We start from the raw sequence: 26898 nt of genomic DNA, 5'->3' as shown, positions 1-26898 counted from the left end.
AGAATTACCAGACAGCAGCCCAGTGAAGGAACCACAGTGGATCTGTACGAGTACCAGGCACGAGACGTTTTCGAGAAGTACGGAGTGCCGGTTCTCGCCGGCATCGTCGCCGACACCCCCGAGGAGGTGAAGGCAGCCGCGGAGAAGATCGGCGGCGTCGTCGTCGTCAAGGCGCAGGTCAAGACCGGTGGTCGTGGCAAGGCCGGCGGCGTCAAGGTCGCGAAGACGCCCGAAGAGGCCTACGAGGCGGCCAAGGCCATCCTCGGCCTCGACATCAAGGGCCACATCGTCAAGCGCGTCATGGTCGCCCAGGGCGCCCGCATCGCCGAGGAGTTCTACTTCTCCGTGCTGCTCGACCGCGCCAACCGCTCCTACCTGAGCCTCTGCTCGGTCGAGGGCGGCATGGAGATCGAAGAGCTCGCCGTCGAGCGCCCCGAGGCCCTCGCCCGCGTCGAGGTCAACCCGCTCACGGGCATCGACAAGGAGAAGGCCGTCGAGATCGCGCGCGCCGCGAACTTCCCCGAGGACCTCGTCGAGAAGGTCTCCGACGTCTTCGTCAAGCTCTTCGACGTCTACAAGGGCGAGGACGCGACGCTCGTCGAGGTCAACCCGCTCGTGCGCACCGAAGAGGGCGACATCATCGCACTCGACGGCAAGGTCACCCTCGACGACAACGCGTCGGAGATCCGTCACCCCGAGCACGAGGCTCTGGAAGACAAGGATGCCGCCGACCCGCTCGAGGCCAAGGCCAAGGCATCGGGCCTCAACTACGTGAAGCTCGACGGCGAGGTCGGCATCATCGGCAACGGCGCGGGACTCGTCATGTCGACGCTCGACGTCGTCGCCTACGCCGGTGAGAACCACAACGGCGTCAAGCCCGCCAACTTCCTCGACATCGGCGGCGGCGCCTCGGCCGAGGTCATGGCCGCCGGCCTCGACGTCATCCTCGGCGACCCGCAGGTCAAGAGCGTCTTCGTCAACGTGTTCGGCGGCATCACGGCGTGCGACGCCGTCGCCAACGGCATCAAGGGCGCGCTCGAGACGCTGGGTGCCGCGGCATCCAAGCCGCTCGTCGTGCGCCTCGACGGCAACCGCGTCGACGAGGGTCGCGCGATCCTCGCCGAGTACGCGCACCCGCTCGTGACCCTGGCCGCCACCATGGACGAGGGCGCCGACAAGGCCGCCGAGCTCGCCAACGCTTGAGACTGAAGGACTAGAAGAATGTCGATCTACCTCAACAAGGACTCCAAGGTCATCGTCCAGGGCATCACCGGCGGCGAGGGCACCAAGCACACGGCGCTCATGCTCAAGGCCGGCACCCAGGTCGTCGGCGGCGTCAACGCCCGCAAGGCCGGCACCACGGTGTCGCACACCGACAAGGACGGCAACGCCGTCGAGCTGCCCGTCTTCGGCTCGGTCGCCGAAGCCATGAAGGAGACCGGCGCCGACGTGTCGATCGCCTTCGTGCCGGGCGCCTTCACCAAGGACGCGATGGTCGAGGCCATCGACGCCGAGATCCCGCTGCTCGTCGTGATCACCGAGGGCGTGCCCGTCGGCGACTCGGCCGAGGCCTGGGCCTACGCCCAGAGCAAGGGCAACAAGACCCGCATCATCGGGCCGAACTGCCCCGGCATCATCACCCCCGGTGAGGCGCTCGTCGGCATCACGCCGGCGAACATCACCGGCAAGGGACCGATCGGCCTCGTGTCGAAGTCGGGCACCCTGACCTACCAGATGATGTTCGAGCTGCGCGACCTGGGCTTCTCGACCGCCATCGGCATCGGCGGCGACCCCGTCATCGGCACGACGCACATCGACGCGCTCGCCGCGTTCGAGGCCGACCCCGAGACGAAGGCCATCGTCATGATCGGCGAGATCGGCGGCGACGCCGAGGAGCGCGCGGCCGAGTACATCAAGGCGCACGTCACCAAGCCGGTCGTCGGCTATGTCGCGGGCTTCACGGCTCCCGAGGGCAAGACCATGGGCCACGCCGGTGCGATCGTCTCCGGTTCGGCCGGAACCGCTCAGGCCAAGAAGGAGGCCCTCGAGGCCGCCGGGGTCAAGGTCGGCAAGACGCCGTCCGAGACCGCCGACCTGATGCGCGCGATCGTCGAAGCGCTCTGACGCGTTAGACTGTAGGAGAAGGCCCCGGGCTCCACCCCGGGGCCTTCTTTCATGCCCGGGGGCATCCGGCATCTCGTTCGGACAACGGCATCCGTTCGTCTTGCTGTCTTCGGTGCGGGGGCCCTGGGGACACATGTCGGACGCGGATGCCGATTCGGTCCGACAACTGTCCTCTCAGCCCCCGAACTGACGGGGCTCGTTTCGAGCAAGAGGCGTCGGTGACGCGAAAGAGGGGGCGGATGCCGCAGCATCCGCCCCCTCTCGTCGTCTCGGTGTCAGATCCCGACGCCGAACAGCGCCTCGATCGGTCCGCGGGCGAAGAAGATCACGAAGCCCGCGCCGACCACCCACAGCAGCGGGTGGATCGTCTTGGCGCGACCCGAGAAGGCGTTCACGACGATCCAGCTGATGAAGCCGGCTCCGATGCCGTTGGCGATCGAGTAGGTCATCGGCATGACCGTGGCGGTGAGGAACACCGGCAGCAGCACGCGGAAGTCGCTGAGATCGATGTTCTTGATCTGGGCGAGCATCATCGCACCGACGAGCACGAGCGCGGCGGCCGCGACGGCTCCGGGCACGAGCGAGGTCAGCGGGGTGAAGAACATCGCGACCAGGAACATCGCACCCGTGATCAGGGTGGCGAAACCGGTGCGTGCGCCCTCGCCGATGCCGGCGCCCGACTCGACGAACACCGTCGCCGACGACGAGGAGGTGCCACCACCGGCGATCGCGCCGATGCCCTCGACGACCAGCGCCGACTTGATGCGCGGGAAGTCGCCCTTCTCGTCGGCCAGGTCGGCCTCCTTCGCGAGGCCCGTCATGGTGCCCATGGCGTCGAAGAAGTTCGAGAACAGCAGGGTGAAGACGAACATCACGAGGGCGACGATGCTGACCTTCTGCAGGTCGAAGCCGAAGTCGACCTGGCCGACCAGGCTGAGGTCGGGGAGGCCCACGATCGATCCGGTGAAGCCGAAGTCGAGGCCGAACGGCCAGATGAGGTTGACGATGCCGCCGAGCACGGTGCCGCCGACGAGGGCGATCAGGATCGCGCCCTTGACGCGCAGCGCGGTCAGCACGCCGCCGATCAGCAGGGTGACGACGAAGAGCAGGGTCGGGATGGACGCGACGGATCCGCCGATGCCGAGGTCGACGGGCGGCGAGGCGTTGCCGGTCGCGGTCACGAAGCCGGCGTTCACGAAGCCGATGAACGCGATGAAGAGGCCGATGCCGACCGTGATCGCGAGCTTGAGCTGCACGGGGACGGCGTCGAAGATCATCTTGCGCAGGCCGGTCGCGGCGAGCAGCACGATGATGACACCGTTGATCATGACGAGCGCCATGGCTTCGGGCCAGGTCACCGAGCCGACGACCGAGAAGGCGATGAAGGCGTTGATGCCGAGGCCGGCGGCGAACGCGAACGGCAGACGCGTGATCACGCCGAACAGGATCGTCATCACACCGGCGGTGAGTGCGGTGGCGGCGGCGACCGCGGAACCGGACAGGACGTTGCCGTCGACGTCGGGCGTCGCGAGGATGATCGGGTTGAGGATCACGATGTACGCCATCGTGACGAACGTCACCAGGCCACCTCGGATCTCGGTGCCGAAGGTGGAACCGCGCTTGGTGATCTCGAAGAAACGATCCAGGGCGTTCTTCGGCTCAGCGGCGGTGGGTGCGGGGGACGGGGCAGTTGTCATTCGGGTGAACCTCCGGATGAGACGATATCGTCTCTCCCGCGCCGCGCGCGCCCACCGGCATCCGTCCGGGTTCTCGTCGTAGTCTCGAAAGGCTATGCAACGCCTTCTCGTCGCCCTCCTCGCCGCGTTCGACGCCGCCATCGCGGCCGCCGTCGGACTCGCCGTGCTGCTGGCGCCGCTCACCCTGCTGTGGACCCTCGCCTTCGGCGCCACGGCCGACTGGGGCGCGCTCTGGCCGCTGACCGGCACGCTGTGGGCGTTCGGGCACGGGGTGCCGCTCGACATCACGATCGCGGACGCGGCACTGGTCGCGGTGGGTGTTCCTGCCGCGGCGGCGTCGTTCACCGTGTCGGTCGCCCCGCTGGCCCTCCTGGTCTTCACCCTGCTGTTCGCGGCGCGCTCGGGCGCGCGAGCCGCGAACGCCGGCTCGTGGGTGACCGGTGTGCTCTCGGGCACGGTCGTGTTCGCCGTGATCGCCGCCGGCGTCGGCCTCACCTCGCGGCTCGATGCCGCGAAGACCTCCCTGCTCCTCGCGATCCTCCTGCCCGCGGCCGTCTACCTCACGGGTGCGGTGTGCGGGGCCGTGCGCGTGGTCTGGGAGGACGGCGACGGAGGGCCGATCGACGCGATCCACGACCGGCTGGATGCCTGGACCGAGTGGACACCGGTGCCCGCGGCCATCGTGCGGGGAGCGGCGTTCGCCCTCATCGCCGTGCTCGGCGTCTCGGCCGCGGCGCTCGCCCTCCTCACACTCTTCCGCGGCGGGGAGGTCGTCGCCCTCTTCCAGGCGGCACGGGTCGACGTGCTCGGCGCGGTCGTGATCACCCTCGCCCAGTTCCTCTACCTGCCGACGCTCCTCGTCTGGACGGCATCGTGGATCGCCGGCCCCGGATTCGCCGTGGGCGTCGGCACCGCGGTGTCTCCGGCTGGCACGCAGCTCGGCGTCGTGCCCGGCATTCCGGTGCTGGGGTTGCTGCCCGAGAACAGTTCGATCTGGATGCTCATCGTCGTGCTGCTGCCGGTCGCCGCCGGTGCCGTGGCCGGCTGGGCCGTGCGCTCTCGCCTGGTGTGGGAGGGGACGCCGCTGCGGATGCTGCCGCGCGCCGTGATCGCGGTCGGCATGGGTGCCGTGACCGCGGGTGTCGCCGCCCTCGCCGCGCTGCTCACCAGCGGGTCGATCGGTCCGGGGCGTCTCGCCGAGACCGGCCCGTCGGTCGGCGTCTTCGCCCTCGCCCTCGGGGGAGAGGTGCTGCTGGGCGCCGCGATCCTGCTGCTGTCGCCGCGCAACCGCGACGAGCTCGCCGAGGAGCGCACCGATCGCTGGGTCGCCGAGATGACGGCATCCGATCTCGACGAGACGGCGCCGCACTCCTTCGACGAGACGGCCCCGCAGCCCTTCGCGGAGACGGCGCCGCTCGACGACGTCACCGGGGAAGGGCGCCCTCCCGCGCCCCGGTAGACTGGGCGCGTGCTCACGGTCGCCGTTCTCATCTCGGGCACCGGCTCGAATCTTCGTGCCCTCCTCGAGGCCGCCCGCCACCCGGACTTTCCCGCGCGGGTGGTCGTCGTGGGCGCCGATCGCGAGGCCGATGGCCTGGCCCACGCCGAGGAGTTCGGCATCCCCAGCTTCACCGTGCCGTGGCACGAGCACGAGAGCCGAGAGGCCTGGGGCGAGGAGCTCGGACGCCAGCTCGCGGTCTGGAACCCCGACCTCGTCGTGCTCAGCGGTCTCATGCGTCTGCTGCCCGCCTCGCTCGTGGCGCAGTTCTCCCCGCGTCTCGTGAACACCCACCCGGCCTACCTGCCGGAGTTCCCGGGCGCGCACGGGGTGCGCGACGCGCTCGCCGCCGGCGTCGCCGAGACGGGCGCGAGCGTGATCGTCGTCGATGACGGCGTCGACACCGGGCCGATCCTCGCCCAGGAGCGCGTGCCGATCCTCGACGGCGACACCGAGCACACCCTGCACGACCGCATCAAGCCCGTCGAGCGCCGCCTGCTGATCGATGTCGTGCGGCGCATCGCGACCGGCGAGCTCGCACTCGACGCCGCTTCCTGATCCTCTTCCTCCCCTCTCTCACGCACGACGCACGAAGGAGCACCACCATGGCCGGCCCCCGCCACGACCCCTCGCTGTACCGCGATCGCGACACGGTGCCGATCCGCCGGGCGCTCGTCTCGGTCAGCGACAAGACCGATCTGCTCGTCCTCGCGAAGGCGCTCGCCGACTCCGGCGTGCAGATCGTGTCGACCGGTTCGACCGCCGCGACGATCCGCGAGGCGGGCTTCGAGGTGACCGACGTCGCCGCGGTGACCGGTGTCGCCGAGATGCTCGACGGTCGCGTCAAGACGCTGCACCCGAAGATCCATGGCGGCCTGCTCGCCGACCTGCGCCTCGAGGACCACGAGCGTCAGCTCGCCGACCTCGACATCGCACCGTTCGAGCTCGTCGTGGTGAACCTGTACCCGTTCGTCGAGACGGTCGCCTCGGGCGCCCAGGGCGACGACGTCGTGGAGCAGATCGACATCGGGGGCCCCGCCATGGTGCGCGCCGCCGCCAAGAACCACGCGAACGTGGCGATCGTCGTCTCGCCGCAGTCGTACCCCGGGATCATCTCGGCGATCGCCGAGGGGGGCACCTCGCTGTCGCAGCGCCGCGAGCTCGCGGCCCGCGCGTTCGCGCACACCGCCGCCTATGACACCGCGGTCGCATCGTGGTTCGCCGAGGGCACCCTGCAGGACGACGGCGACCTGCCGGCGCACCTGACGATCCAGGCCGAGCGCCTCGCGACGCTCCGCTACGGCGAGAACTCCCACCAGCGCGGCGCCATCTACACCCGCGCGGGCGGTCACGGCATCGCCCAGGCCACGCAGCTGCAGGGCAAGGAGATGTCGTACAACAACTACGTCGACGCGGATGCCGCACTGCGCGCCGCGTACGACATGATCAAGCCGGCCGTCGCCATCATCAAGCACGCGAACCCGTGCGGCATCGCGACCACCGCTCCGAACGCCCTCGACCCCATCGCCAGCGCGCACCTGCGCGCGCACGAGTGCGACCCGGTCTCGGCGTACGGCGGCGTGATCGCCGCGAACGGCACCGTGACGCTCAAGATGGCCGAGAACCTCAAGGACATCTTCACCGAGGTCATCGTCGCTCCCGCGTTCGAGCCCGCCGCCCTCGAGGTGTTCAAGGCGAAGAAGAACCTGCGCCTGCTGCAGCTCCCGGAGGACTGGCAGCAGGAGCGCATGGACGTGCGTCTCGTCTCGGGCGGTCTGCTGCTGCAGGACGCCGACCGGTTCCCCGACGACATCGTCTCGGTCGCCAAGAACTGGGAGCTCGTCTCCGGTGAGCGCCCCAGCGACCTCGAGATGGAGAACCTGATCTTCGCGTGGAAGGCGTGCCGCGCGGTGAAGTCGAACGCGATCGTGCTCGCGAAGGACAACGCCACGGTCGGCGTCGGCATGGGCCAGGTCAACCGCGTCGACTCGTGCCGACTCGCGGTCGAGCGGGCGGGGGAGCGCGCGGCGGGTTCGGTTGCGGCATCCGATGCGTTCTTCCCGTTCGCCGACGGCGCCCAGGTGCTCATCGACGCCGGTGTCACGGCGATCGTGCAGCCCGGCGGCTCGGTGCGCGACGAGGAGGTCGTGGACGCAGCCCGCAAGGCCGGCGTCACGATGTTCTTCACGGGGGAGCGTCACTTCTTCCACTGAGCATCCGCACAGTCTTCTCGAGGCCCCCATCCGCAGACCGCGGGTGGGGGCCTCGGTCCGTTCGCTCGCTCTGCGATGGACGTGAGGAGTCACGACACGCCTTCTCGCGCGGCGCGGATGCGGCGTGTCCTGGCTCCTCACCGTGATGTCCGATTTCCGCCAGTCGATGTCGGAGGCCCGTGACAGCATGGAGTCATGAGCCTCCCCGTGACCGACTTCGACGAGCGGTACCGCGCGATCGACGCACGCGACACCCGTTTCGACGGGCAGTTCGTGACCGCCGTCCGTTCGACGGGTATCTACTGCCGGCCGAGCTGTCCGGCGCGCACGCCGAAGCCCGAGAACGTGACGTTCTATCCGACCAGCGCTGCCGCGCACGAAGCGGGCTACCGGGCCTGCAAACGCTGCCTTCCCGAGGCGGCACCGGGGTCGCCCGCCTGGAATCTGCGCGGCGATGCCGCGGCCCGCGCGATGCGACTCATCTCCGCCGGTGTGGTGGAACGCGAGGGCGTGTCCGGCCTCGCCGCGCGGCTCGGGTACTCGAGCCGGCATCTGAACCGCGTGCTGGTGAGCGAGCTCGGCGCCGGGCCGCTGGCCCTCGCCCGGGCGCACCGCGCGCACACCGCGCGCATGCTGCTCGTCGGCACCGACATGCCCGTCTCCGACGTGGCGTTCTCGGCGGGGTTCGCCAGCATCCGGCAGTGCAACGACACGATCCGCGAGGTCTTCGCCCTCACGCCCAGCGAGCTGCGCGCGCGACGACGGATGCCGATGGCCGCTGCCCCCGGCACGATCGACCTCGTGCTGCCCTTCCGTGGGCCGCTCGACGCCTCGGGCCTCTTCGCCTGGATGGCGGCTCGCGCGTTGCCCGGTGTCGAGGTCGCCACCGAGACGTCGTTCGCCCGGCACCTGCGCATGAGCGGAGGGCCGGCGTGGTTCGAGGTGCGGCAGGACGCCGCCGAGCGACTGCATCTGCGCGCGCGGGTCACGCAGCTGGGTGATCTCGCGCCCCTGGTGAGCACGGTGCGACGCCTGTTCGATCTGGACGCCGACCCGCGGGCCGTCGATGACGCGCTCGGTGCGCACCCCGAACTCGCGCCGCTGGTCGCCGCGACCCCGGGTATCCGGGTGCCGGGAGCGGCCGACCCCCACGAGATGCTCATCCGCGCGATGGTCGGTCAGCAGATCACGGTCGTCGCCGCGCGCACGGCGCTGACCGCGCTCGCCGACGCTCTGGGAGAGCGCACCGACGACGGCGTGCTCTTCCCGACGATGACGGCGATCGCCGAGCACGGCGCCGAGGTGCTCCGGGGGCCCGCCGCGCGCATCCGCGCGATCACGGGTGCCGCAGCCGCGCTGGCCGACGGCTCGCTCACCCTCACGGTCGGCGACGATGGGGCCGAGCAGCGCGCCGGTCTGCTCGCTATGCCGGGCATCGGACCGTGGACTGCCGATTACGTGCGCGTGCGCGTTCTCGGTGACCCCGACATCCTGCTCCCGGGCGACGTCGCGATGCGAGCGGGAGCCGCAGCCTCCGGTCTCCCGGGCGAACCGCGTGCCCTGACGGCGTGGGCGGAGCGGACGGCTCCGTGGCGGAGCTACCTCACCGCGCACCTCTGGCGCGCGGCCCCCGTGCGTGTGGCGAAGAGCGCCGCGAAGGCATCGAGCACCACGGCATCGACCACGACGGCATCGAGCACGACAGCATCGAGCACGACGACATCGAGCACGAAGGAGACCCGATGACCGCCCTCATCCAGACCATCGACACCCCGGACGGGGCATTCACGATCCTCGCCGACGACGAGCAGCGCGTGCTGGCCTCCGGGTGGACGGCCGACCACGGCGCGATCCTCGGAAGGCTCGCGGCGGCCGTGCGCCCGGCAGAGGTGCGCGAGGGCGAGACCGACGCAGCGTCGGCCGTGCAGGCGTACTACGCGGGCGACCTCGCGGCGATCGACTCCGTGCCCGTGCAGCAGACCGGCACCGTGCTGCAGATGTCGGGGTGGGCCGCACTGCGGCAGATCGTCCCCGGCGAGCCGCTGACCTACACCTCGTTCGCCGCGGTGCTCGACAATCCTCGCGCCGTGCGGGCCGCGGCATCCATCTGCGCACGCAACGCCCCGGCGCTGTTCGTGCCGTGCCACCGGGTGCTGCGCACCGACGGCAGCCTCGGCGGCTTCGCCTGGGGTCTCCACGTGAAGGAGCGCCTGCTCGCGCGCGAAGGCACCATGCGCTGAGAGGCCGGAGACGGCGGGATACGCAGAGGAAAGGGGAATTCCTCTTGCGCACAGCTTGTTCACAGCAATAGGCTGGAGGGCTGTCGCACCAACCGGACGACACCGCCGAGCCCTGAGGAGGACACCATGACCACGATCCTGGTCACGCAGATCGCAGCGCTCGGCACGACCCCGGTGGACACTTTCCACTAGAGCCGCACCGCGCTCCGCGCCCCGCCTCTTCCCCGCCGGACGCCGGACTCGTCGAGTCCACTGCACGCACCGAGACCGCGCCGCGTCCGCCTGCTCCGCAACCTCTTCCGCACGAACCGTCTGAGAGACATGTCTTCCTCGCAGAATCCCCCCGCTTCCTCCCTGTCGACCGTCGCAGCGCTGTGGCGTCTCAAGCCCTTCGTCCGCCCCGTCATCTGGCGCCTCGCCGGCGGGGCCGTGAGCGCGCTCGCCGCGGCCATCATCGCGCTGATGATCCCGATCGTCCTCGAACAGATCATCCAGGGTCCCGTCCAGACCGGCGAGTTCGGAGCCATCGCCTGGGGCGCCGTCGCCGTGCTCGGCCTCGCCCTCGGCGAAGCCCTGATGGTGTTCCTGCGCCGGCAGTTCGTGCTCAAGCCCTCGACCGAGGTCGAGTACCGCATGCGCACCGATCTCTACGCGCGCCTGCAGACCCTGCCCGTCGCTTTCCACGACCGCTGGCAGTCGGGTCAGCTGCTGAGCCGCATGATGCAGGACATCGGCCTCATCCGCCGCTGGCTCGCCTTCGGCCTCGTGCTGCTCGTGGTGAACATCCTCACCATCATCATCGGAGCGGCGCTCCTGTTCCGGTGGCACTGGCTGCTGGGCACGATCTTCATCGTCACCGCCATCCCGCTGTGGATCCGCGGCTACCTGTTCGAGAAGCGTTACGGCGCCCTCACCCGCCGCAGCCAGGACCAGGCGGGGGACCTCGCCACGAGCGTCGAGGAGAGCGTGCACGGCATCCGTGTGCTCAAGGCGTTCGGGCGCGGCAAGCATGCACTGAGCCGCTTCAGCCGCCAGGCCGAGACGCTGCGCGAGACCGAGATGAGCAAGGCCGGGGCGATCGCCTCGATCTGGTTCTGGCTCGACCTCATGCCGCAGATCGCCTTCGGCCTCAGCCTCATGTCGGGGATCTGGCTCATCTCACAGGGCGCGATCGACCTGCCCGAACTGTTCGCGTTCTTCGCGATGGCGACGGTGCTGCGCTGGCCGATCGAGTCGATCGGCTTCCTGTTCTCGTTCATGCTCGACGCCCGCACGGCGACCGACCGCGTGTTCGAGATCTTCTCCGAGACGAACACGATCACCGACCCCGAGAACCCCGTGCACATCGAGAACCCGCGGGGCGAGCTCGCCTTCCAGAACGCGCACTTCCGCTACCAGGACGCCGGGGCGCAGGAGCGCGATCTGCTCGACGGCATCGACCTCGTGCTGCGGCCGGGCGAGACCATGGCACTGGTCGGTCTCACCGGTAGCGGCAAGACCACCCTGACGACCCTGCCGACCCGCCTCTACGACGTGACCGGCGGCTCGGTGACGCTCGACGGCGTCGACGTGCGCGACCTGCCGCTGGCCGAGCTGCGCCAGCACATCGCGATGGCGTTCGAAGACGCGACGCTCTTCTCGGCGACCGTGCGCGAGAACGTGCTGCTGGGTCGCGCCGAGCTCGACGTGCACAGCGACGAGGCGGAGCGCGTGCTGCGCGAAGCCCTCGACGTAGCTCAGGCGTCGTTCGTCGACGCGCTGCCCGACGGGGTGGAGACGGTCATCGGCGAAGAGGGGCTGAGCCTCTCGGGCGGTCAGCGTCAACGACTCGCGCTCGCGCGCGCGGTCGCCGCGAAGCCGAAGGTGCTCGTGCTCGACGACCCCCTCTCGGCGCTCGACGTCGACACCGAGGCGCTCGTCGAGGAGGCGCTGCGCCACGTGCTCGCCGACACGACCGCGATGATCGTCGCGCACCGGCCGTCGACCGTCGCCCTCGCCGACCGCGTGGCGCTGCTCGAGGCCGGGCGCATCACCGCCGTCGGCACGCACAGCGAGCTGCTGCGCAGCAGCCGCCATTACCGTCACGTCATCTCCAGCCTCGAAGCCGAGGAAGCGGCCCGCACCGGTGCGATCCCCGTGATCCGCGACGAGGAGGCCGACGACGCACACGACATCGAGGCGGGCATCCGAGCCCAGAGCGGCGAGCAGCCCGACGAAGATCTGATCACCGAGAAGGAGGTGCGGTCATGAGCGCCCTCATCGGAACGCAGGACGAAGACCGCTCCCGGTACACGAAGGAGGAGAGCAGGGCCATCCGGCAGCGCTCGCTGCGCCTGCTCGGCTCGCTCGTGAGCCCGCTGAAGGCGCGCATCGTGCTGGCAGCCGTCGTGCTCGTCATCTCCACCGCGCTGCAGGTCGCCGGCCCGATCCTCATCAGCATCGGGCTCGACCGGGCGCTGCCCGCCGTGCTCGAGCACTCCGACTGGGTGCCGACGTTCATGATCGGCGGCGTCTACCTGCTCGCCGGCGCCGTGGCTGCGGTGCTGATCGCGTGGTACGTCATCATCGCCGCGAAGCTGACCCAGGCGGTGCTGCTCGATCTGCGCAAGCGGATCTTCCTGCACACCCAACGTCTGAGCCTCGAGTTCCACGAGTCGTACACCTCCGGGCGCATCATCTCGCGTCAGACGAGCGACCTCGACTCGATCCGCGAGCTGCTCGACGGCGGCCTCAATGAGCTCGTCTCCGGCGTGCTCTTCGGCCTGTTCACGTTCATCGCGCTGTGCATCTGGGACTGGCAGTCCGGACTCATCCTCGCGATCGCGGGTGTTCCGTTGTTCTTCCTCATGCGCTGGTTCTACTCGCGCTCGCAGCTCGTCTACCGCGAGTCGCGCGTGATCAGTGCGCAGGTGATCGTGCAGTTCGTCGAGACCATGACCGGCATCCGCGCCGTCAAGGCGTTCCGCAAGGAACCCCGTAACGATGTCGCGTTCCAGAAGATCTCGGGGGAGTACCGCGACGTCAACCGCCGTTCGCTGATGTTGTTCGGCACCTTCGAGCCCGGCCTGATGGGTGTCGCGGCGCTCACGCTCGGCATCGTCGTGCTCTGGGGCGGCGTGCGCGTCGCCGAGGGTGCGCTGACCGTCGGCGTGCTGCTGTCGGCCGTGCTGTACGTGCGCAACTTCTTCGCGCCCATGCAGGAGATCGCGATGTTCCTCAACTCCTACCAGTCGGCCACCGCCGCGCTCGAGAAGGTGTCGGGCGTGCTCGAGGAGGTTCCGACGGTGCCGGACCCCGAGAAGCCGGTCGACCTGTGGGAGTCCCGCGGGCACGTCGAATTCGACGAGGTGACCTTCGGGTACAACGGCGAGAAGACGATCCTCCCGAACTTCTCGCTCGACATCCCCGCGGGGCAGACGATCGCGCTGGTCGGCACGACCGGCGCGGGAAAGTCGACGCTCGCGAAGCTCATCTCGCGGTTCTACGACCCGTCGAAGGGCACGGTCACGCTCGACGGCGTCGACCTGCGCTCGCTGCACCCGAAGGACCTCCGCCGCGCGATCGTCATGGTCACGCAGGAGGCCTACCTGTTCAGTGGCACGGTCGCCGACAACATCGCGCTCGGCAAGCCCGACGCTTCGCTCGATGAGATCCGCGCGGCCGCGCGGGCCGTGGGCGCCGACGGGTTCATCGAGGCGCTGCCCGACGGCTACGGCACCGACGTCAACAAGCGCGGCGGTCGTGTGTCGGCGGGGCAGCGTCAGCTGATCTCGTTCGCCCGCGCGTTCCTCGCGGACCCCGCGGTACTGATCCTGGATGAGGCAACGGCGTCGCTCGACATCCCCTCGGAGCGGTTGATCCAGGATGCCCTGCAGACGCTGCTCGCCGACCGCACGGCGATCATCATCGCGCACCGCCTCTCGACCGTCGCGATCGCCGACCGGGTGCTCGTGATGGAGCACGGCGAGATCATCGAGGACGACACCCCCGATGCCCTGATCGGCGGCACGGGCAAGTTCGCCCAGCTGCACGCGGCATGGCAGGAGACGCTGGTCTGACGCGACGGACGTCGCGTACGGAGCATACGAAGAACGGCGCACCCCGGGAGATCCCGAGGTGCGCCGTTCTCGTGTGCAGGGCGCCCGCGACTAGGCCTGGATGAACGCCAGGATGTCGGGGTTGATCACGTCGGCGTGCGTGGTGAGCATGCCGTGCGGGTAGCCCTCGTAGATCTTGAGTTCGGAATTCGGAAGGAGCTCGTGCTGCTTCAGCGCGGCGTCCTTGTAGGGGACGACCTGGTCGTCGTCGCCCTGCAGCACCAGCACCGGGACCGTGATCGACTTCAGGTCCTCGGTCTGGTCGGTCTCGGAGAACGCCTTGATGCCCTCGTAGTGGGCGAGCGCGCTGCCGGTCATCCCCTGGCGCCACCAGTTGGCGACGACGGGCTCGGAGACGGCCGCGCCCTCGCGGTTGAACCCGTAGAAGGGACCGGAGGCGACGGCCTGGAAGAAGTCGGCGCGGTTCGCTGCGAGCGCTTCGCGGAAACCGTCGAAGACCGAGATCGGCGTGCCCTCGGGGTTCGCCTCGGTCTGCACCATCAGCGGCGGAACGGCCGAGACGAGCACGGCCTTCGCGACGCGCCCCTGGGGCTGGCCGTACTTGGCGACGTAGCGGGCGACCTGGCCGCCTCCGGTCGAGTGGCCGATGTGCACGGCGTTCCGCAGGTCGAGGTGCTCGACGACCGCCGACGCGTCACTGGCGTAGTGGTCCATGTCGTGGCCGGTGCCGATCTGCGAGGAGCGTCCGTGACCGCGACGGTCGCTGGCGACGACGCGGAAGCCCTTCGACAGGAAGAACAGCATCTGCGCGTCCCAGTCGTCGGACGACAGAGGCCAGCCGTGGTGGAACATGATGGGCTGGGCGTCGCGGGGACCCCAGTCCTTGAAGAAGATCTCCGCGCCGTCTTCCGTGGTTACGAATTCCATGAGGGCCTCCATCGTTCGTGCCGGGCCGGATCGTGATCGGTCCGACTGCGGGGGTTGTGCGCCCATCGGAAGCGACGAGCAGGATCAACGTAACCCCGCGCGACCGGTCGAAACAGGGGATTCCGGAAGGATTCGACACCTGTTCAGTGAGGTTCCCTCCCCGGTCCTGCTCAGCGCCCCGGCCACCGGCTCGATAGCATCGGAGGATGGACCCGTTGATGCTCCTCGGGGAGTGGTGGTGGATCGCGGCGGTCGGTGCCGGCGGTGTCACCGCGGGCGCCGTCGGGCTGCGGCGACGCAGCACGCGCAGCGGTCGGCGCCTCGCCGTCGATGCCGCACGCCACGATCTGCGGGCGGCGAAGGTCGCGGTGGTCGAGAAGCGCGCCGCCGTGAAGGTCGCGCGCGCCGATCACACCCGTATCGCCGCCGAGCGCACCGCGCGCCGCGCATCGGCGGAGCACGTGGCCAGCGCCAAGCGGATGCTGCGCGACGCCGAGCGGGATGCGAAGGCTGCCGCGGCCGATGTGCGCGCGAAGCAGGTGCGGCTGAACGCGGCCCGCGCCGCGCTCCCCGCAGCATCCGCCCCGCGCCCGTTGGAGCGGTTGCGCGCCGACCACGATGCGATCGTGGCGCGCTGGATGACCTACGAGACCGACCCCGGGCTGCAGATCGCGTACCCGGCGATGTCCGACGTCAAGCAGCCGGCGACCGCGGCCTATTTCCGCGCCGCGAATCGTGCGGCCGAGGCGCGGCGCACGGCGGGGGAGCGCCCGACTCCCGCCGAGTTCGGCGACTATCGCGACGCCGTCGACGCTCTGGCTCGCGCCTTCGAGATCGCCGAGTACACCGCCCGAGGCCGAGGAGAGACGACGACGGCGGCGGGGTGGCAGGACGCCGCGCAGGACGCGATCTCGCGCTCCGCCGAGGCGATCGATCGGGCGGCGGGGGCAGCGGCATCCGCTTTCGCCGCGTGGTCTGCCCGCAAGCGCCCGCGCGGTGACGACAGGGAGGGCCACGACGACCGCGAGAGGTGAGGACCGGCGGGAATCCGCGGCGCCTCACCTCACCCGGTCAGGGAGCGATCGTGCGACTGCGCACCAGCTCGCGGTACCAGTGCCCGGAGTCCTTCACCGTCCTCTCGAGCGTGTCGAAGTCGACGCGCACGATGCCGAACCGCTTGGCGTAGCCGTAGCCCCACTCGAAGTTGTCGAGCAGCGACCACAAGAAGTATCCGCGCAGGTCGACGCCGCGTTCGATGGCCCGGTGCGCAGCGGTGAAGTGCCGGCGCAGGTAGTCGGTGCGCTCGGGGTCGGGCACGGTGCCGTCGGCCGCGATCTCGTCGTCGAACGCGGCGCCGTTCTCGGTGACCATGAGCGCCTGCTCCGGGAACTGCTCGGACAGCGAGACCAGCAGCTCTTCGAGTCCCTCGGGCGCGATGTTCCAGCCCATCGCCGTGTACGGACCGGGCTGCTCGACGAACTCGACGAGCTGATCGCTCCCGGGCCAGGCCGTGCCGCCTTCGGTGCCCTTGTGGCCGTCGTTCTGCTGCTTCGGCGAGACGCCGTCCCAGAGCCGGACGGTCGCGGTCGAGTAGTAGTTGACGCCGAGCACATCGATCGGCTGGTGGATGGCCGCGAGGTCACCCTCCTGCACGAATGACCAGTCGGTGACGGAGGAGGTGTCGTCGAGCAGATCGGCGGGGTACTCGCCGCGCAGCATCGGACCGGTGAACGCGCGGTTCGCGAGGGCGTCGATGCGCCGCGTCGCTTCGGCCGCGCCATCGCCCTGACCGCGCAGCACGTGGAAGTTCAGCGTGACCGAGTAGTCCGGGTCGCCCGTCGAGGTCGCCCGCAGCGCCTGCACCGCGCGTCCGTGCGCGAGGTTGAGGTGGTGCACGGCCGACAGGGCGGATGCCGGTTCGTGGCGCCCCGGTGCATGCCCGCCCTGACCGTAGCCGAGGTAGGCCGAGCACCACGGCTCGTTGAGCGTGGTCCACGTGTGCACGCGGTCGCCGAGCGCCGAGCCCATGATCTCGGCGTACCGCTCGAAGGCGTCGGTCGTGGCGCGGGCGGTCCAGCCGCCGGCATCCTCGAGGTACTGCGGCAGGTCCCAGTGGTAGAGCGTGGCGACGGGACGGATGCCGCGGGCGAGCAGCCCGTCGACGAGACGAGAGTAGAAGTCGACGCCGGCTTTGTTGACCTCACCGGACGCCGTGGGGACGATGCGGGGCCACGCGATCGAGAACCGGTAGGCCTGCAGCCCGAGGTCGGCCATCAGGTCGAGGTCCTCCTCGGTGCGGTGGTAGTGGTCGCAGGCCACGTCTCCCGTGTCGCCGTTCCACACCTTGCCGAGGGTCTTGCTGAACGTGTCCCAGATCGAGGGGGTGCGCCCGTCCTCGGCCGCGGCGCCCTCGATCTGGTACGACGCGGTCGCCGACCCGAACGTGAAGTCCGCGGGGAAGACGAGTCCCGAGCCCCGGTAGTCGTCGCGGGGCGTGAGCAGCGTGGTCATGCGGTGATCTCCTCGAGGTCGGCCGTGTAGGTCTCGGTGCGACCGTCGGGATTCGTGACGGTGACGGCCGCGGTGCCGGTGCCGCCCGCGAAGACGCGCAGCTGCAATCCGTCATGGTAGTCGTAATCCGGCCGGTCGACCCGGGCACCCCAGGGGAGAACGGTGCCGGGGCGCACGTACAGCGGCAGCGAGTCGAAGCAGTGCGTCTCACGCCGCCAACCGCCGCCGGTCACGGTCTCGCCGGTCAGCAGCGAGGTCCACTCGCCCGCGGGCAGGTAGAACTCGACCTCGCCCTCCTCGGTGAACACCGGGGCCACGAGAAGGTCGGAGCCGAGCATGTACTGCCGATCGAGGTATGCCGTCGCCGGATCATCGGGGAACTCGAGCACCATCGGCCGCATCAGCGGCACACCCGTCGAGGCCGCCTCCAGACCCTGCTGGTAGAGGTAGGGCATGAGGCGCATCTTGAGGTGCGTGAACTGGCGCGTGACGTCCACGGCCTCGTCGTCGAACGCCCACGGCACTCGGTACGAGCTCGAACCGTGGAAGCGCGAGTGCGAGCCGAGCAGCCCGAACGCGGTCCAGCGCTTGAAGACCCCGGCATCCGGCATCCCCTCGAATCCACCGATGTCGTGGCTCCAGAACGCGAAGCCTGAGAGGGCGAGCGACAGGCCGCCGCGCAGGGTCTCGGCCATCGAGGTGTAGGTCGACGTCGAGTCGCCGCCCCAGTGCACGGGCATGCTCTGCCCGCCCGCGGTCGCCGATCGGGCGAAGAGCACGGCGTCCCCCTCGCCGCGCGCCTCGGTGAGCACGTCGTACACGGCGCGGTTGTAGAGGTCGGTGTAGAGGTTGTGCATGCGCTCGGGGTCGGCACCGTCTGCCCAGACCACGTCGGTCGGGATCCGCTCGCCGAAGTCGGTCTTGAAGCAGTCGACGCCCTGCGCCACGAGGGCGCGCAGCTTCGACTGGTACCAGGCCGTCGCGGCGGGGTTCGTGAAGTCGACGAGACCCATGCCCGCCTGCCAGAGGTCCCACTGCCACACCGACCCGTCGGCGCGCTCGACCAGGAAGCCCTGGTCGGCCGCCTCACGGAACAGCGGGGAGCGCTGGGCGATGTAGGGGTTGATCCACACGCAGACGCGCAGGTCCTTGTCGTGCAGGCGGCCGAGCATGCCCTCGGGGTCGGGGAACACCCGCGGGTCCCACTCGAAGTCGCACCAGTTGAACTCGCGCATCCAGAAGCAGTCGAAGTGGAAGACCGACACGGGCAGCTCGCGGGCGGCCATCTCGTCGAGGAACGCGGTGACGGTCTGCTCGTCGTAATCGGTCGTGAAGCTCGTCGACAGCCACAGGCCGTACGACCAGGCCGGCACCACGGGCGGGCGTCCGGTGAGCGCGGTGTAGCGCCCGAGCACATCCTTGGGAGTGGGCCCGGCGATGACGAAGTACTCCAGCTGCTCGCCCGACACCGAGAACTGCACGCGCTCGACGGCCTCCGAGCCGATCTCGTACGACACGTGACCGGGGTCGTTGACGAGCACGCCGTAGCCCCTGCTCGACAGGTGGAACGGCACGTTCTTGTACGCCTGCTCGCTCGAGGTGCCGCCGTCGGCGTTCCACACGTCGACCGTCTGACCGTTCTTGACCAGCGGACCGAAGCGCTCGCCGAGTCCGTAGATCTGCTCACCGACGCCGAGGTCGAGCTGTTCGTGCACGAAGGCGGATGCCGTCGGCATCCCGCCGCCCTGACGCGCGTTGCTCACGATCCCCGGGTCGACCTGCGCGCCCTCGGCGAGCTGGACGTAGCCCTGGGCCTTGTGGCCGCTGCCGGTGACCCGGCGGCCGTCGACCGCGAACGACAGATCCCACGGTGCGCCCGGGGTGACCGTCGCCACGAGGGAGCCGGCGTCGAGGACGCCGCCGGCATCCGACACCGACACGGATGCCACGGCCCCACCCGCTCCGGGGAGGGAGAACCCGCCGTGCCACCGTCGGCCGGTGTGGTGGGCGATCCGCACCCGGATCACGCCCTCGGCGGGGGAGGAGAGGGTGGTCGTGAGCACGGGGCGGTTGAGGGTGTCGCCGCGCTTGGAGATCACCATCGTGGGGGCCGTGATGACGAGGCCGGCGCCGTCGGGGGTGTCGGTGGTCTCGGCGATGTCGTACGCCTCCTGCGCGTACAGCGCGGTGACGCCGGGGCGCAGCTGCCAGAACCCGTCGGTGAACTTCATTACTTGACTGCTCCTGCCGTGATGCCCCGGGTGAGGGTGCGCTGGAAGATGAGGAAGAAGATGAGCGTCGGGATGATGCCCAGCAGGGCCGAGGCGCTCGTGGTGGTGACGTCCATGAGCCGGTCGCCCTGCAGCACGCTGATCGCGACCGGGACGGTCTGGTTCGCGTTCGACGCGAGGAAGGTCAGCGGGATGAGGAACTCGTTCCACGTCCAGATGAAGAAGAAGATGAGCAGCACCGACAGCGTCGGGCGGCTGATCGGGAAGACGACGCGCCACAGGATCTGCCAGCGGGTCGCGCCGTCGAGCGAGGCGGCCTCGAGGATCTCCTTGGGGAAGGTGCCGTACACCGACGACAGCAGGTACGTGCCGAACGCGGCCTGGATCACCGTGAACACGATGATGACCGACCAGACGTTGTCGTACAGTCCGACCGATTTGAACATGTAGTACAGCGGGTACAGCAGCGCCTCCTGCGGCAGCAGGTTCGCGAGCAGGAAGAGCAGCACGATCCAGGAGCGTCCGCGCACGCGTCCGATCCCGATCGCGAAGGCGTTGAGCATCGAGATGACGACCGCGAGCACCGAGACGATCCCGGCGATGAAGATCGAGTTCCACACCTTCTCGGGGAAGTTCACGCGCTCCCAGAACTTGATGATCCCGCCGAAGTCGAGGGTCTCGGGGAACGCGAGGGGGCCGGAGGTCGCATAGTCGAGCGGCGACTTGAAGGAGTTCACGAGCACCAGGTAGAACGGTGCGATCACGAGCAGAGCGCCGACGATGACGAGGGCCAGCAGGAGCCAGTCGACGGGACGCTTCTTGGTCATGCCGCCGCGCGGGCGGCTCGCGGCCTTCTTGCCGGTGACGATGGCGGTGGTGGCGTGCATCACAGACCCGCCCTTTCCTTGCGCTCGAGCGAGTTCTGGACGCGGATGAAGATGATCGACACGATGACCACGACGATCGTGAGCACGGTCGCGATCGTCGCGCCGTAGCCGACGTTCCGCTTCGTGAAGAACTCCTGGTAGGCGTAGTACGCCGGGACGAGGGTCGACCCCGCCGGTCCGCCGCGCGTGATGATGTACACCGGTCCGAAGACCTTGAGCGCGGCGATGGTGCACGTGAGGGTGACGACGAAGATCTCGGGGCGGATGATGCTCATCGTGATCGCCGAGAAGCGCTGGAACCAGTTCGCACCGTCGAGCTCCGCGGCCTCGTAGAGCTCGGGGTCCACGCGCTGCAGCGCGGCCATGAACACCACGACGGGGTAGCCGAGCTGCACCCAGACCATCACGACCATCAGCACGATGAGCGCGGAGGGCATCTGTCCGAGCCAGTCGTAGGCGGGGATGCCGAACCAGGCGAGGATCTGGTTGAGCGCGCCGTCGCCGCCGGGGCGCACGATCCAGCCGATCACGATGCCGGCGACGGCGATCGGAAGGATCTGGGGGAGGTAGTAGGTGGCCCGCAGGAAGCTGCCGACCTTGCCGCCGAACTTGCGTCCGACGACGTCGAACAGGAGGGCGGCGACCATGAGGCCGATGATCGTGGGCACGACGACCATCGCGAGGATCATCCACACCGAGTTGGTGAAGGAGGTCCAGAAGTCGCTGTCGGTGAGGATCTTCTGCCAGTTCTCGAGCCCGATGAACTCGGGCGTGCGCACGCCCTTCCACTTCGTGAAGGTGAGGTACACGTTCCAGATCAGCGGGACGATGACGACCACGAGCAGCAGCACGAAGCCGGGGAGCAGGTACATCCAGTAGGCCCCGGTCCCACCGCTGCGCTGCGGGATCGACGGTTCTTCGGGCGGCAGCTTTGTGCGGCGGCCCTCGCGGGTGGCGAGTGACATGTTCATCTCCAGGAGGGTGCGGGGGCGGCGCCGGTCGGACGCCGCCCCCGCGGGCGGATCAACGGAATTCGGCGGTGCCCTCGTCGTACTGCTCGCCGAGGTTCGCGTTCGTGGTCTCGGCATCCTGCACGCCGGTGACCAGACCCTGCAGCTCCTGCACGATCACGTCGTAGAAGCCGGGTGCGGGCCAGTCCGGGTAGAACGACAGGCCGTCGGCGTCGAGCACGCCGTTGAACGTCTCGATGAGCGCGGCGCTCTTCTCGTCGGTGATGTCGGCGGTGTCGGCGGCGACGGGGAGACCGCCGTTGTTGCCGATGATCGCCTGGATCTCGGGGCGCATGGTGATGTCGATGAACTCGTACGCGAGCTCCTTGTTGGCGGCGTTCTCGGGAACGACCCAGAGGTTGCCCGAGGAGCCGAGCGAGAGGTCGGCGCCCGGGAAGGCGTTCATCGTCCACTCGAAGCCGGTGGCCTCGGCGACGAAGCGGCCGAACCACCATGAACCCGACACGAAGATCGGCGAGGTGCCGTTGATGAACGAGACACCGGCGTCCTCGGCCTTGACGGAGGACACATCGGAGGCGATGTAGCCCTTGTCGACGTACTCCTTCAGGGTCTCGGTCGCGGAGGTGATCTCCGGACCCTGCCAGTCGACCTCTCCGTCGTAGAGCTGGTACGCGTCGACGAAGCTGCGATCGCCCTCGAGCAGGGCGAGCTGGTACCAGAGCTGTCCGAGCGGGTACTCGGCGCCGGCCTCGGCCAGCGGCGTGACGCCCTGCGCGACGAAGGCGTCGAGCACGTCGACGAACTCCTCGTACGTGGTGGGGATCTCGAGCCCGGCCGCGGCGAAGGCGTCCTGGTTGTAGTAGACGCCGACGAACTCGCCGTAGTTCGGCACGCCGAACCATGTGTCGCCGCCCATCACGCCGTCTTCGGAGTACTTGGCCGTGGTCTGCAGCGACGGGGCGAGCTTCTCGTCCCAGCCGTACTCCTCGACGGCGTCGGAGATGTCGGAGATGAGGCCGGTCGAGGCCAGGAAGCCCGCCGTCGCGTTGCCCTTGTTGAACTCCATGAGGTCGGGGGCGGCGTCGGTGTCGAGCACCTGGCTCGCGGTCTTCTGGATCTGCTCGAACGACTTCTCCTCGAACTCGACCGTTGCACCGGTCTCCTCTTCGAAGATCTTGATCGCTTCGTCCCAGGCCTTGCCCATGGCGCTGTCGGCGCCCTCGTAGTGCCAGAGCTTGAGGGTCTGGCTGTCTCCGCCGTCATCTGACGCTCCGGCGGTGCAGCCGCTCAGCGCGATACCGGTCGCGGTGAGGGCTGCCAGGGCGGTGAGCGTCTTCGTCCTGCGTGTCGTGCGTGCCATCGTCGGCACTCCTTTCTCGGTGGCCCCGGAGGGCCGAACACTGCATCGGTGGGGTGTTCAGTTGTGGCGATCGCGTGATCGTCGAAGCGTTTCGATCTTGGCGATACAGGGAGGAGGTCTAGGGGGAGGTCAGTCCCGGGGTGGGCGGACGGAACCCGCGCCGCGGTACTCGGGCGCGATGAGGTGGATCTCGGGCGGGACGTTCGTCTCGTCGAGGTGGCGCACGGCGATGTCGACCGCGAGCTCGCACGACTGCTGCGGCACCAGCGGGATGGTGTCGATCGGTGCCGCGAGTACGGAGGTGTCGAACGAGGCCGCGGCCGAGATGACCGAGACGTCGTCGCCGAGCGCGAGGCCGCGCTCGCGCAGTACGTCGAGGAGCACGTCGTGCACGTCGCCGACGGCGTGCACGACGAACGCGCGGATGCCGTCGTCGAGAGCCGTTTCCGCCGATCGCCGCACGAGAGCGGGGTCGGTGGTCGAATCGCCGGTCGCCGTCCAGCTCAGGACGATGCCGCGGTCGGTGGCCCGCTCCTCGACCCCGCGGAGGAGGCGCCGGGGGAAGTTCGACTTCCGGTACGACACCTCGGTCTGGCCGAGGAGATGCACCGCGGTGTGCCCGGCATCGGCGAGGCGGTCGATCGCGAGGTGGCCGGCGGCCTCGAAATCGAGGTCGACGCAGGTGAGGTCGCGCTGATCGTCGGGGAGGCCGATGAAGATCGTCGGCGTGCGCACCGAGCGGGCGATGTCGACGCGCTCGTCGTCGGGCGCCACGTCGAGCACGAGGATCGCATCGACGAGGTTCGATGCGGCGACGCGGTTCATGCCGTCGGAGGTCTGCTCGTCGGTGAGGAGGAGGATGTCGTAGCCGCGGCGACGGGCGGCGACCGCGGTGGCGAGCACGAACGCCATGTGCGTGGGGGCGTGCGTGTCGGCGCGCAGCGGCTCGGTGAGCGCGAAGATGTGGGTGCGGCGGCCCGCGAGCATCCGGGCGCCGGCGTCCGGCTGGTACCCGAGCGTCTGAGCGGCGTCCTCGATGCGGCGGCGCGTCTTCTCCGACACGGGACGCTTGCCGCTGAGCGCGTACGACACGGTGCTGATCGAGACACCGGCGGCCGCGGCCACCTCGTGGATCGTCGTCATCGTGACTCCATCGTCGCTCTGGATGAGATTGTCGAAGCGCTTCGCTCAGGCTTCTTCAGCGATGATAGACACGGTTTGTGGTTCAGCGCAACATATTTCTGTCACGCGGATCGACACGCACGTGGGCACGGTCGCTCGACGCCCCGGCCGAAGGCGACGGGGTCTCGATGGGGGAGGGGATTCGAGACCCCGCCGCCGGCTTCAGGACGTTATGCGGATCGAGGCGATGACCTCGGCGTACTCCGTCTCGCCGACGGGCGTGAAGCCCACCCGCAGGAAGAACGCCTCGGGGCCGTCGTCGCCGGCCTCGTAGATCACGTCGACATGGTCGAGGCCGCGTGAGCGGGCCTCGTCGATCAGTTTCTCGACCGCGAACCGGCCGACGCCACGACCCTGGTCATCGGCGTCGACGTTGATGCGCCACAGCACCGAGCGGAAGTGATCCTCCGGGGCCTCGGGATCGAAGTTGGCGCTCACGAAGCCCACGACGGCATCGCCGTCGAGGACGACCCGCTGCCACGACGTGGCCGGGTTGATGACGGTCGCCGCGATCCCGTAGGAGACCGGAGCGAGGAACTGCTCCTGCCCGGGCTTGAGCGACATGTTGTTCACGGCGACGATCGTCGCAGCGGAGAGTTCGACCATGCGCAGTTCGGACATGACCCCAGGCTAACCCCTCGCGCGCACGCGCACACTCGATCGGGTCGAGATTTCTCCCACAGCGTTGCGGGTATCTTGGTATCGAGACAAATCGCCCTTGTGAACGGAGATCATCCGGTGACTGACGACGCCATCATCTACACCTACACCGACGAGGCACCGGCGCTCGCCACCGCCTCCCTCCTGCCGATCATCACGGCCTACACCGGTCAGGCGGGCATCGAGGTCGAGACCAGGGACATCTCGCTCGCCGGTCGCATCCTCGCGGCCTTCCCGCAGAAGCTCACGCCCGAGCAGCAGGTCGGCGACGCGCTCGCCGAGCTCGGTGGCCTCGCCACGCTGCCCGAGGCGAACATCATCAAGCTGCCGAACATCTCGGCATCCATCCCGCAGCTCAAGGCAGCGATCGCCGAGCTGCAGAAGGCCGGATACGACATCCCGGACTTCCCCGACGACCCCACCTCGCTCGACGAGAAGGACGTGCGCGCGCGCTACGACCGCATCAAGGGCTCCGCCGTGAACCCGGTGCTGCGCGAGGGCAACAGCGACCGCCGTGCGCCCCTCGCGGTGAAGAACTACGCGAAGAAGCACCCGCACCGCAACAAGGCCTTCGCCGAGGGCTCGAAGACCCGCGTCGCGACGATGGGTCACGACGACTTCAAGTCCAACGAGAAGTCCTGGGTCGCGGCATCCGACGACGTGCTGAGCATCCGCCACACGGCCGCCGACGGCACCGTCACCGTCCTCAAGGAGGGCCTCAAGGTCCTGCCGCGCGAGATCATCGACGCGACCTTCCTCTCGGCGACCGCGCTCGACGCGTTCCTCGCCGAGACGCTCGAGCAGGCGAAGTCCGAGAACGTGCTCTACTCGGTGCACCTCAAGGCCACGATGATGAAGGTCAGCGACCCGATCATCTTCGGTCACGTCGTGAAGGCCTTCTTCGCCGACGTGTTCGCGACGTACGGCACACAGCTCGCCGAGGCGGGTCTGCGTCCGAACGACGGCCTCGGCTCGATCCTCGCGGGTCTCGCCGGTATCGCCGACGGAGCCGCGATCACCGCGGCGTTCGAGAAGGCCATCGCCGAGGGCCCGCGCCTGTCGTACGTGAACTCCGACAAGGGGATCACGAACCTGCACGTTCCGAGCGACGTGATCGTCGACGCGTCGATGCCCGCCCTCGTGCGCAACGGCGGCAAGCTGTGGGGTCAGGACGGCGGCGAGGACGACACGATCGCGGTCATCCCCGACTCGTCGTACGCCGGCGTGTACCAGGCCGTCATCGACGACGTGATCGCGAACGGTCCGCTCGACCCCGCCACGATCGGCACCGTGCCGAACGTCGGCCTCATGGCGCAGGCGGCCGAGGAGTACGGCAGCCACGACAAGACCTTCGAGATCGCCGCGGCCGGTGTCGTGCAGATCCTCGACGGCGAGGGCAACGCGCTCATCGAGCACGAGGTCGAGGCCGGAGACATCTGGCGCGCGACGCAGACCAAGCACATCGCGGTCATGGACTGGGTCAAGCTCGCGGTCACCCGCGCCCGCGCGACCGGTGACCCCGCGGTCTTCTGGCTCGACGCGAACCGCTCGCACGACGCCCAGATCATCGCCAAGGTGCACCAGGGTCTCGCGCTGCTCGACACGCACGGCCTGACGCTGACGATCCTCGCCCCCGAGGAGGCCACGCGCTACACGCTCGCGCGCATGCGTCACGGACTCGACACCATCTCGGTGACGGGCAACGTGCTGCGCGACTACCTCACCGACCTGTTCCCGATCCTCGAGGTCGGCACGAGCGCCAAGATGCTCTCGATCGTGCCCCTGCTCGCGGGCGGTGGCCTGTTCGAGACCGGTGCCGGTGGCTCCGCGCCCAAGCACGTGCAGCAGCTCGTCGAGCAGAACTACCTGCGTTGGGACTCGCTCGGCGAGTTCTTCGCGCTGGCGGCCTCGCTCGAGCACTTCGCCGACCGCACGGGCAACGAGAAAGCCCGCGTGCTCGCCGAGACCCTCGACGCCGCGACCGGCACCTTCCTCGAGGAGGACCGCTCGCCGGGCCGCGCGCTCGGCACGATCGACAACCGCGGCAGCCACTTCTACCTGGGGCTGTACTGGGCGCAGGAGCTGGCGAAGCAGACGAAGGATGCCGAGCTCGCGGCCGCGTTCGCACCGGTCGCCGCAGCACTCACGGAGAACGAGCAGACCATCGTCGCCGAGCTCAACGCGGTGCAGGGCTCGCCCGTCGAGATCGCCGGGTACTACCGCCCCGACGACGCGCTCGTCGCGGCGGTCATGCGTCCGTCGGCCACCCTGAACGGGATCATCGACGCGCTGAACTGATCGCAGACACGACGAAGGGGCGGATGCTTCGGCATCCGCCC

General features: G+C 69.2%; 20 protein-coding genes. 11 read left to right on the top strand and 9 right to left on the bottom strand.

Annotated elements, in window-relative coordinates; all coding sequences use genetic code 11:
• Positions 1-36 precede the first annotated feature (36 nt).
• Both sucC and sucD read left to right on the top strand, forming a co-directional pair.
• The gene (gene sucC, locus ACIQTT_RS06070) at positions 37-1203 is read left to right on the top strand and encodes an ADP-forming succinate--CoA ligase subunit beta (protein WP_402787430.1); all 1167 of its coding nucleotides are present in this window, start codon (positions 37-39) and stop codon (positions 1201-1203) included.
• Positions 1204-1221: 18 nt separating this feature from the next.
• A complete protein-coding gene (sucD, locus tag ACIQTT_RS06065) occupies positions 1222-2124 on the top strand; it encodes a succinate--CoA ligase subunit alpha (RefSeq protein ID WP_402787427.1) in 903 nt (300 codons plus the stop codon).
• Positions 2125-2399: 275 nt separating this feature from the next.
• On the opposite strand, the gene ACIQTT_RS06060 is transcribed toward sucD, so the two are convergent.
• Complete coding sequence (locus ACIQTT_RS06060) at positions 2400-3821, bottom strand: NCS2 family permease (RefSeq protein ID WP_402787424.1); 1422 nt, start codon at positions 3819-3821, stop codon at positions 2400-2402.
• 94 nt (positions 3822-3915) lie between these two features.
• Between ACIQTT_RS06060 and ACIQTT_RS06055 the strand changes: the two genes are divergently transcribed.
• The 7 genes from ACIQTT_RS06055 (at position 3916) to ACIQTT_RS06025 (ending at position 13830) form a co-directional block, all read left to right on the top strand.
• Complete coding sequence (locus ACIQTT_RS06055) at positions 3916-5280, top strand: DUF6350 family protein (RefSeq protein WP_402787421.1); 1365 nt, start codon at positions 3916-3918, stop codon at positions 5278-5280.
• Between the two features lie 9 nt (positions 5281-5289).
• Positions 5290-5877, top strand: a complete 588-nt coding sequence (gene purN, locus ACIQTT_RS06050) for a phosphoribosylglycinamide formyltransferase (RefSeq protein ID WP_247623134.1) — start codon at positions 5290-5292, stop codon at positions 5875-5877.
• A 47-nt stretch (positions 5878-5924) separates the two neighbouring features.
• Entirely contained in the window at positions 5925-7532 is a 1608-nt protein-coding gene (purH, locus tag ACIQTT_RS06045; protein WP_247632718.1) for a bifunctional phosphoribosylaminoimidazolecarboxamide formyltransferase/IMP cyclohydrolase, read from the top strand.
• 195 nt (positions 7533-7727) lie between these two features.
• Positions 7728-9278 (top strand): DNA-3-methyladenine glycosylase 2 family protein, encoded by a 1551-nt coding sequence (locus ACIQTT_RS06040; protein ID WP_402787416.1) that lies wholly within the window; start codon positions 7728-7730, stop codon positions 9276-9278.
• On the top strand, positions 9275-9772 hold the full coding sequence (locus ACIQTT_RS06035) for a methylated-DNA--[protein]-cysteine S-methyltransferase (RefSeq protein WP_402787413.1): 498 nt from the start codon (positions 9275-9277) through the stop codon (positions 9770-9772). The genes ACIQTT_RS06040 and ACIQTT_RS06035 overlap by 4 nt, the downstream gene beginning before the upstream one ends.
• A 321-nt stretch (positions 9773-10093) precedes the next feature.
• On the top strand, positions 10094-12022 hold the full coding sequence (locus ACIQTT_RS06030) for an ABC transporter ATP-binding protein (RefSeq protein ID WP_402787410.1): 1929 nt from the start codon (positions 10094-10096) through the stop codon (positions 12020-12022).
• Positions 12019-13830: an ABC transporter ATP-binding protein gene (locus ACIQTT_RS06025; RefSeq protein ID WP_402787407.1), complete on the top strand. Its 1812-nt coding sequence runs from the start codon at positions 12019-12021 to the stop codon at positions 13828-13830. The genes ACIQTT_RS06030 and ACIQTT_RS06025 overlap by 4 nt, the downstream gene beginning before the upstream one ends.
• A 90-nt stretch (positions 13831-13920) precedes the next feature.
• On the opposite strand, the gene ACIQTT_RS06020 is transcribed toward ACIQTT_RS06025, so the two are convergent.
• On the bottom strand, positions 13921-14757 hold the full coding sequence (locus ACIQTT_RS06020) for an alpha/beta fold hydrolase (protein WP_402787404.1): 837 nt from the start codon (positions 14755-14757) through the stop codon (positions 13921-13923).
• A 206-nt stretch (positions 14758-14963) separates the two neighbouring features.
• Here ACIQTT_RS06020 and ACIQTT_RS06015 point away from each other — a divergent pair, with 206 nt between their 5' ends.
• Positions 14964-15791, top strand: coding sequence for a hypothetical protein (locus ACIQTT_RS06015; protein WP_402787401.1), 828 nt, complete (start codon positions 14964-14966; stop codon positions 15789-15791).
• A gap of 37 nt (positions 15792-15828) precedes the next feature.
• Here ACIQTT_RS06015 and ACIQTT_RS06010 read toward each other — a convergent pair whose 3' ends face one another.
• The 7 genes from ACIQTT_RS06010 to ACIQTT_RS05980 form a co-directional block, all read right to left on the bottom strand.
• On the bottom strand, positions 15829-17268 hold the full coding sequence (locus ACIQTT_RS06010) for a GH1 family beta-glucosidase (protein WP_402787398.1): 1440 nt from the start codon (positions 17266-17268) through the stop codon (positions 15829-15831).
• Positions 17265-19499, bottom strand: coding sequence for an alpha-xylosidase (gene yicI, locus ACIQTT_RS06005; RefSeq protein WP_402787395.1), 2235 nt, complete (start codon positions 19497-19499; stop codon positions 17265-17267). Before yicI ends, ACIQTT_RS06010 begins: the two co-directional genes overlap by 4 nt.
• Complete coding sequence (locus ACIQTT_RS06000; protein WP_247623124.1) at positions 19499-20386, bottom strand: carbohydrate ABC transporter permease; 888 nt, start codon at positions 20384-20386, stop codon at positions 19499-19501. Before ACIQTT_RS06000 ends, yicI begins: the two co-directional genes overlap by 1 nt.
• Entirely contained in the window at positions 20386-21351 is a 966-nt protein-coding gene (locus tag ACIQTT_RS05995) for a carbohydrate ABC transporter permease (RefSeq protein ID WP_247624718.1), read from the bottom strand. Before ACIQTT_RS05995 ends, ACIQTT_RS06000 begins: the two co-directional genes overlap by 1 nt.
• Positions 21352-21409: 58 nt before the next feature.
• A complete protein-coding gene (locus ACIQTT_RS05990) occupies positions 21410-22717 on the bottom strand; it encodes an ABC transporter substrate-binding protein (RefSeq protein ID WP_402787392.1) in 1308 nt (435 codons plus the stop codon).
• Between the two features lie 129 nt (positions 22718-22846).
• Positions 22847-23860 (bottom strand): LacI family DNA-binding transcriptional regulator, encoded by a 1014-nt coding sequence (locus ACIQTT_RS05985; RefSeq protein ID WP_402787389.1) that lies wholly within the window; start codon positions 23858-23860, stop codon positions 22847-22849.
• Between the two features lie 201 nt (positions 23861-24061).
• On the bottom strand, positions 24062-24520 hold the full coding sequence (locus ACIQTT_RS05980) for a GNAT family N-acetyltransferase (RefSeq protein ID WP_402787386.1): 459 nt from the start codon (positions 24518-24520) through the stop codon (positions 24062-24064).
• A 117-nt stretch (positions 24521-24637) separates the two neighbouring features.
• On the opposite strand from ACIQTT_RS05980, the gene ACIQTT_RS05975 reads away from it, so the two are divergent.
• Positions 24638-26857 (top strand): NADP-dependent isocitrate dehydrogenase, encoded by a 2220-nt coding sequence (locus ACIQTT_RS05975; protein WP_402787383.1) that lies wholly within the window; start codon positions 24638-24640, stop codon positions 26855-26857.
• Positions 26858-26898: the final 41 nt, after the last annotated feature.

The sequence above is a fragment of the Microbacterium sp. NPDC090225 genome, from assembly GCF_044772365.1.
In the GTDB taxonomy this organism is placed as follows: domain Bacteria; phylum Actinomycetota; class Actinomycetes; order Actinomycetales; family Microbacteriaceae; genus Microbacterium.
Note: the sequence above shows the minus strand (reverse complement) of the source record. Positions and strands in the feature narration are given on the sequence as shown.

Excerpts from the sequence above, each read along its gene's own strand:
- ACIQTT_RS06030 (WP_402787410.1), top strand. The coding sequence starts at position 10,094 with ATGTCTTCCTCGCAGAATCCCCCCGCTTCCTCCCTGTCGACCGTCGCA.
- ACIQTT_RS06040 (WP_402787416.1), top strand. The coding sequence starts at position 7,728 with ATGAGCCTCCCCGTGACCGACTTCGACGAGCGGTACCGCGCGATCGAC.
- ACIQTT_RS05980 (WP_402787386.1), bottom strand. The coding sequence starts at position 24,520 with ATGTCCGAACTGCGCATGGTCGAACTCTCCGCTGCGACGATCGTCGCC.
- ACIQTT_RS06000 (WP_247623124.1), bottom strand. The coding sequence starts at position 20,386 with ATGCACGCCACCACCGCCATCGTCACCGGCAAGAAGGCCGCGAGCCGC.
- ACIQTT_RS06055 (WP_402787421.1), top strand. The coding sequence starts at position 3,916 with ATGCAACGCCTTCTCGTCGCCCTCCTCGCCGCGTTCGACGCCGCCATC.
- ACIQTT_RS06010 (WP_402787398.1), bottom strand. The coding sequence starts at position 17,268 with ATGACCACGCTGCTCACGCCCCGCGACGACTACCGGGGCTCGGGACTC.
- ACIQTT_RS06060 (WP_402787424.1), bottom strand. The coding sequence starts at position 3,821 with ATGACAACTGCCCCGTCCCCCGCACCCACCGCCGCTGAGCCGAAGAAC.
- yicI (WP_402787395.1), bottom strand. The coding sequence starts at position 19,499 with ATGAAGTTCACCGACGGGTTCTGGCAGCTGCGCCCCGGCGTCACCGCG.
- ACIQTT_RS06020 (WP_402787404.1), bottom strand. The coding sequence starts at position 14,757 with ATGGAATTCGTAACCACGGAAGACGGCGCGGAGATCTTCTTCAAGGAC.
- ACIQTT_RS06025 (WP_402787407.1), top strand. The coding sequence starts at position 12,019 with ATGAGCGCCCTCATCGGAACGCAGGACGAAGACCGCTCCCGGTACACG.
- ACIQTT_RS06015 (WP_402787401.1), top strand. The coding sequence starts at position 14,964 with ATGGACCCGTTGATGCTCCTCGGGGAGTGGTGGTGGATCGCGGCGGTC.
- ACIQTT_RS05995 (WP_247624718.1), bottom strand. The coding sequence starts at position 21,351 with ATGTCACTCGCCACCCGCGAGGGCCGCCGCACAAAGCTGCCGCCCGAA.
- sucD (WP_402787427.1), top strand. The coding sequence starts at position 1,222 with ATGTCGATCTACCTCAACAAGGACTCCAAGGTCATCGTCCAGGGCATC.
- ACIQTT_RS06035 (WP_402787413.1), top strand. The coding sequence starts at position 9,275 with ATGACCGCCCTCATCCAGACCATCGACACCCCGGACGGGGCATTCACG.
- ACIQTT_RS05985 (WP_402787389.1), bottom strand. The coding sequence starts at position 23,860 with ATGACGACGATCCACGAGGTGGCCGCGGCCGCCGGTGTCTCGATCAGC.
- ACIQTT_RS05990 (WP_402787392.1), bottom strand. The coding sequence starts at position 22,717 with ATGGCACGCACGACACGCAGGACGAAGACGCTCACCGCCCTGGCAGCC.
- purH (WP_247632718.1), top strand. The coding sequence starts at position 5,925 with ATGGCCGGCCCCCGCCACGACCCCTCGCTGTACCGCGATCGCGACACG.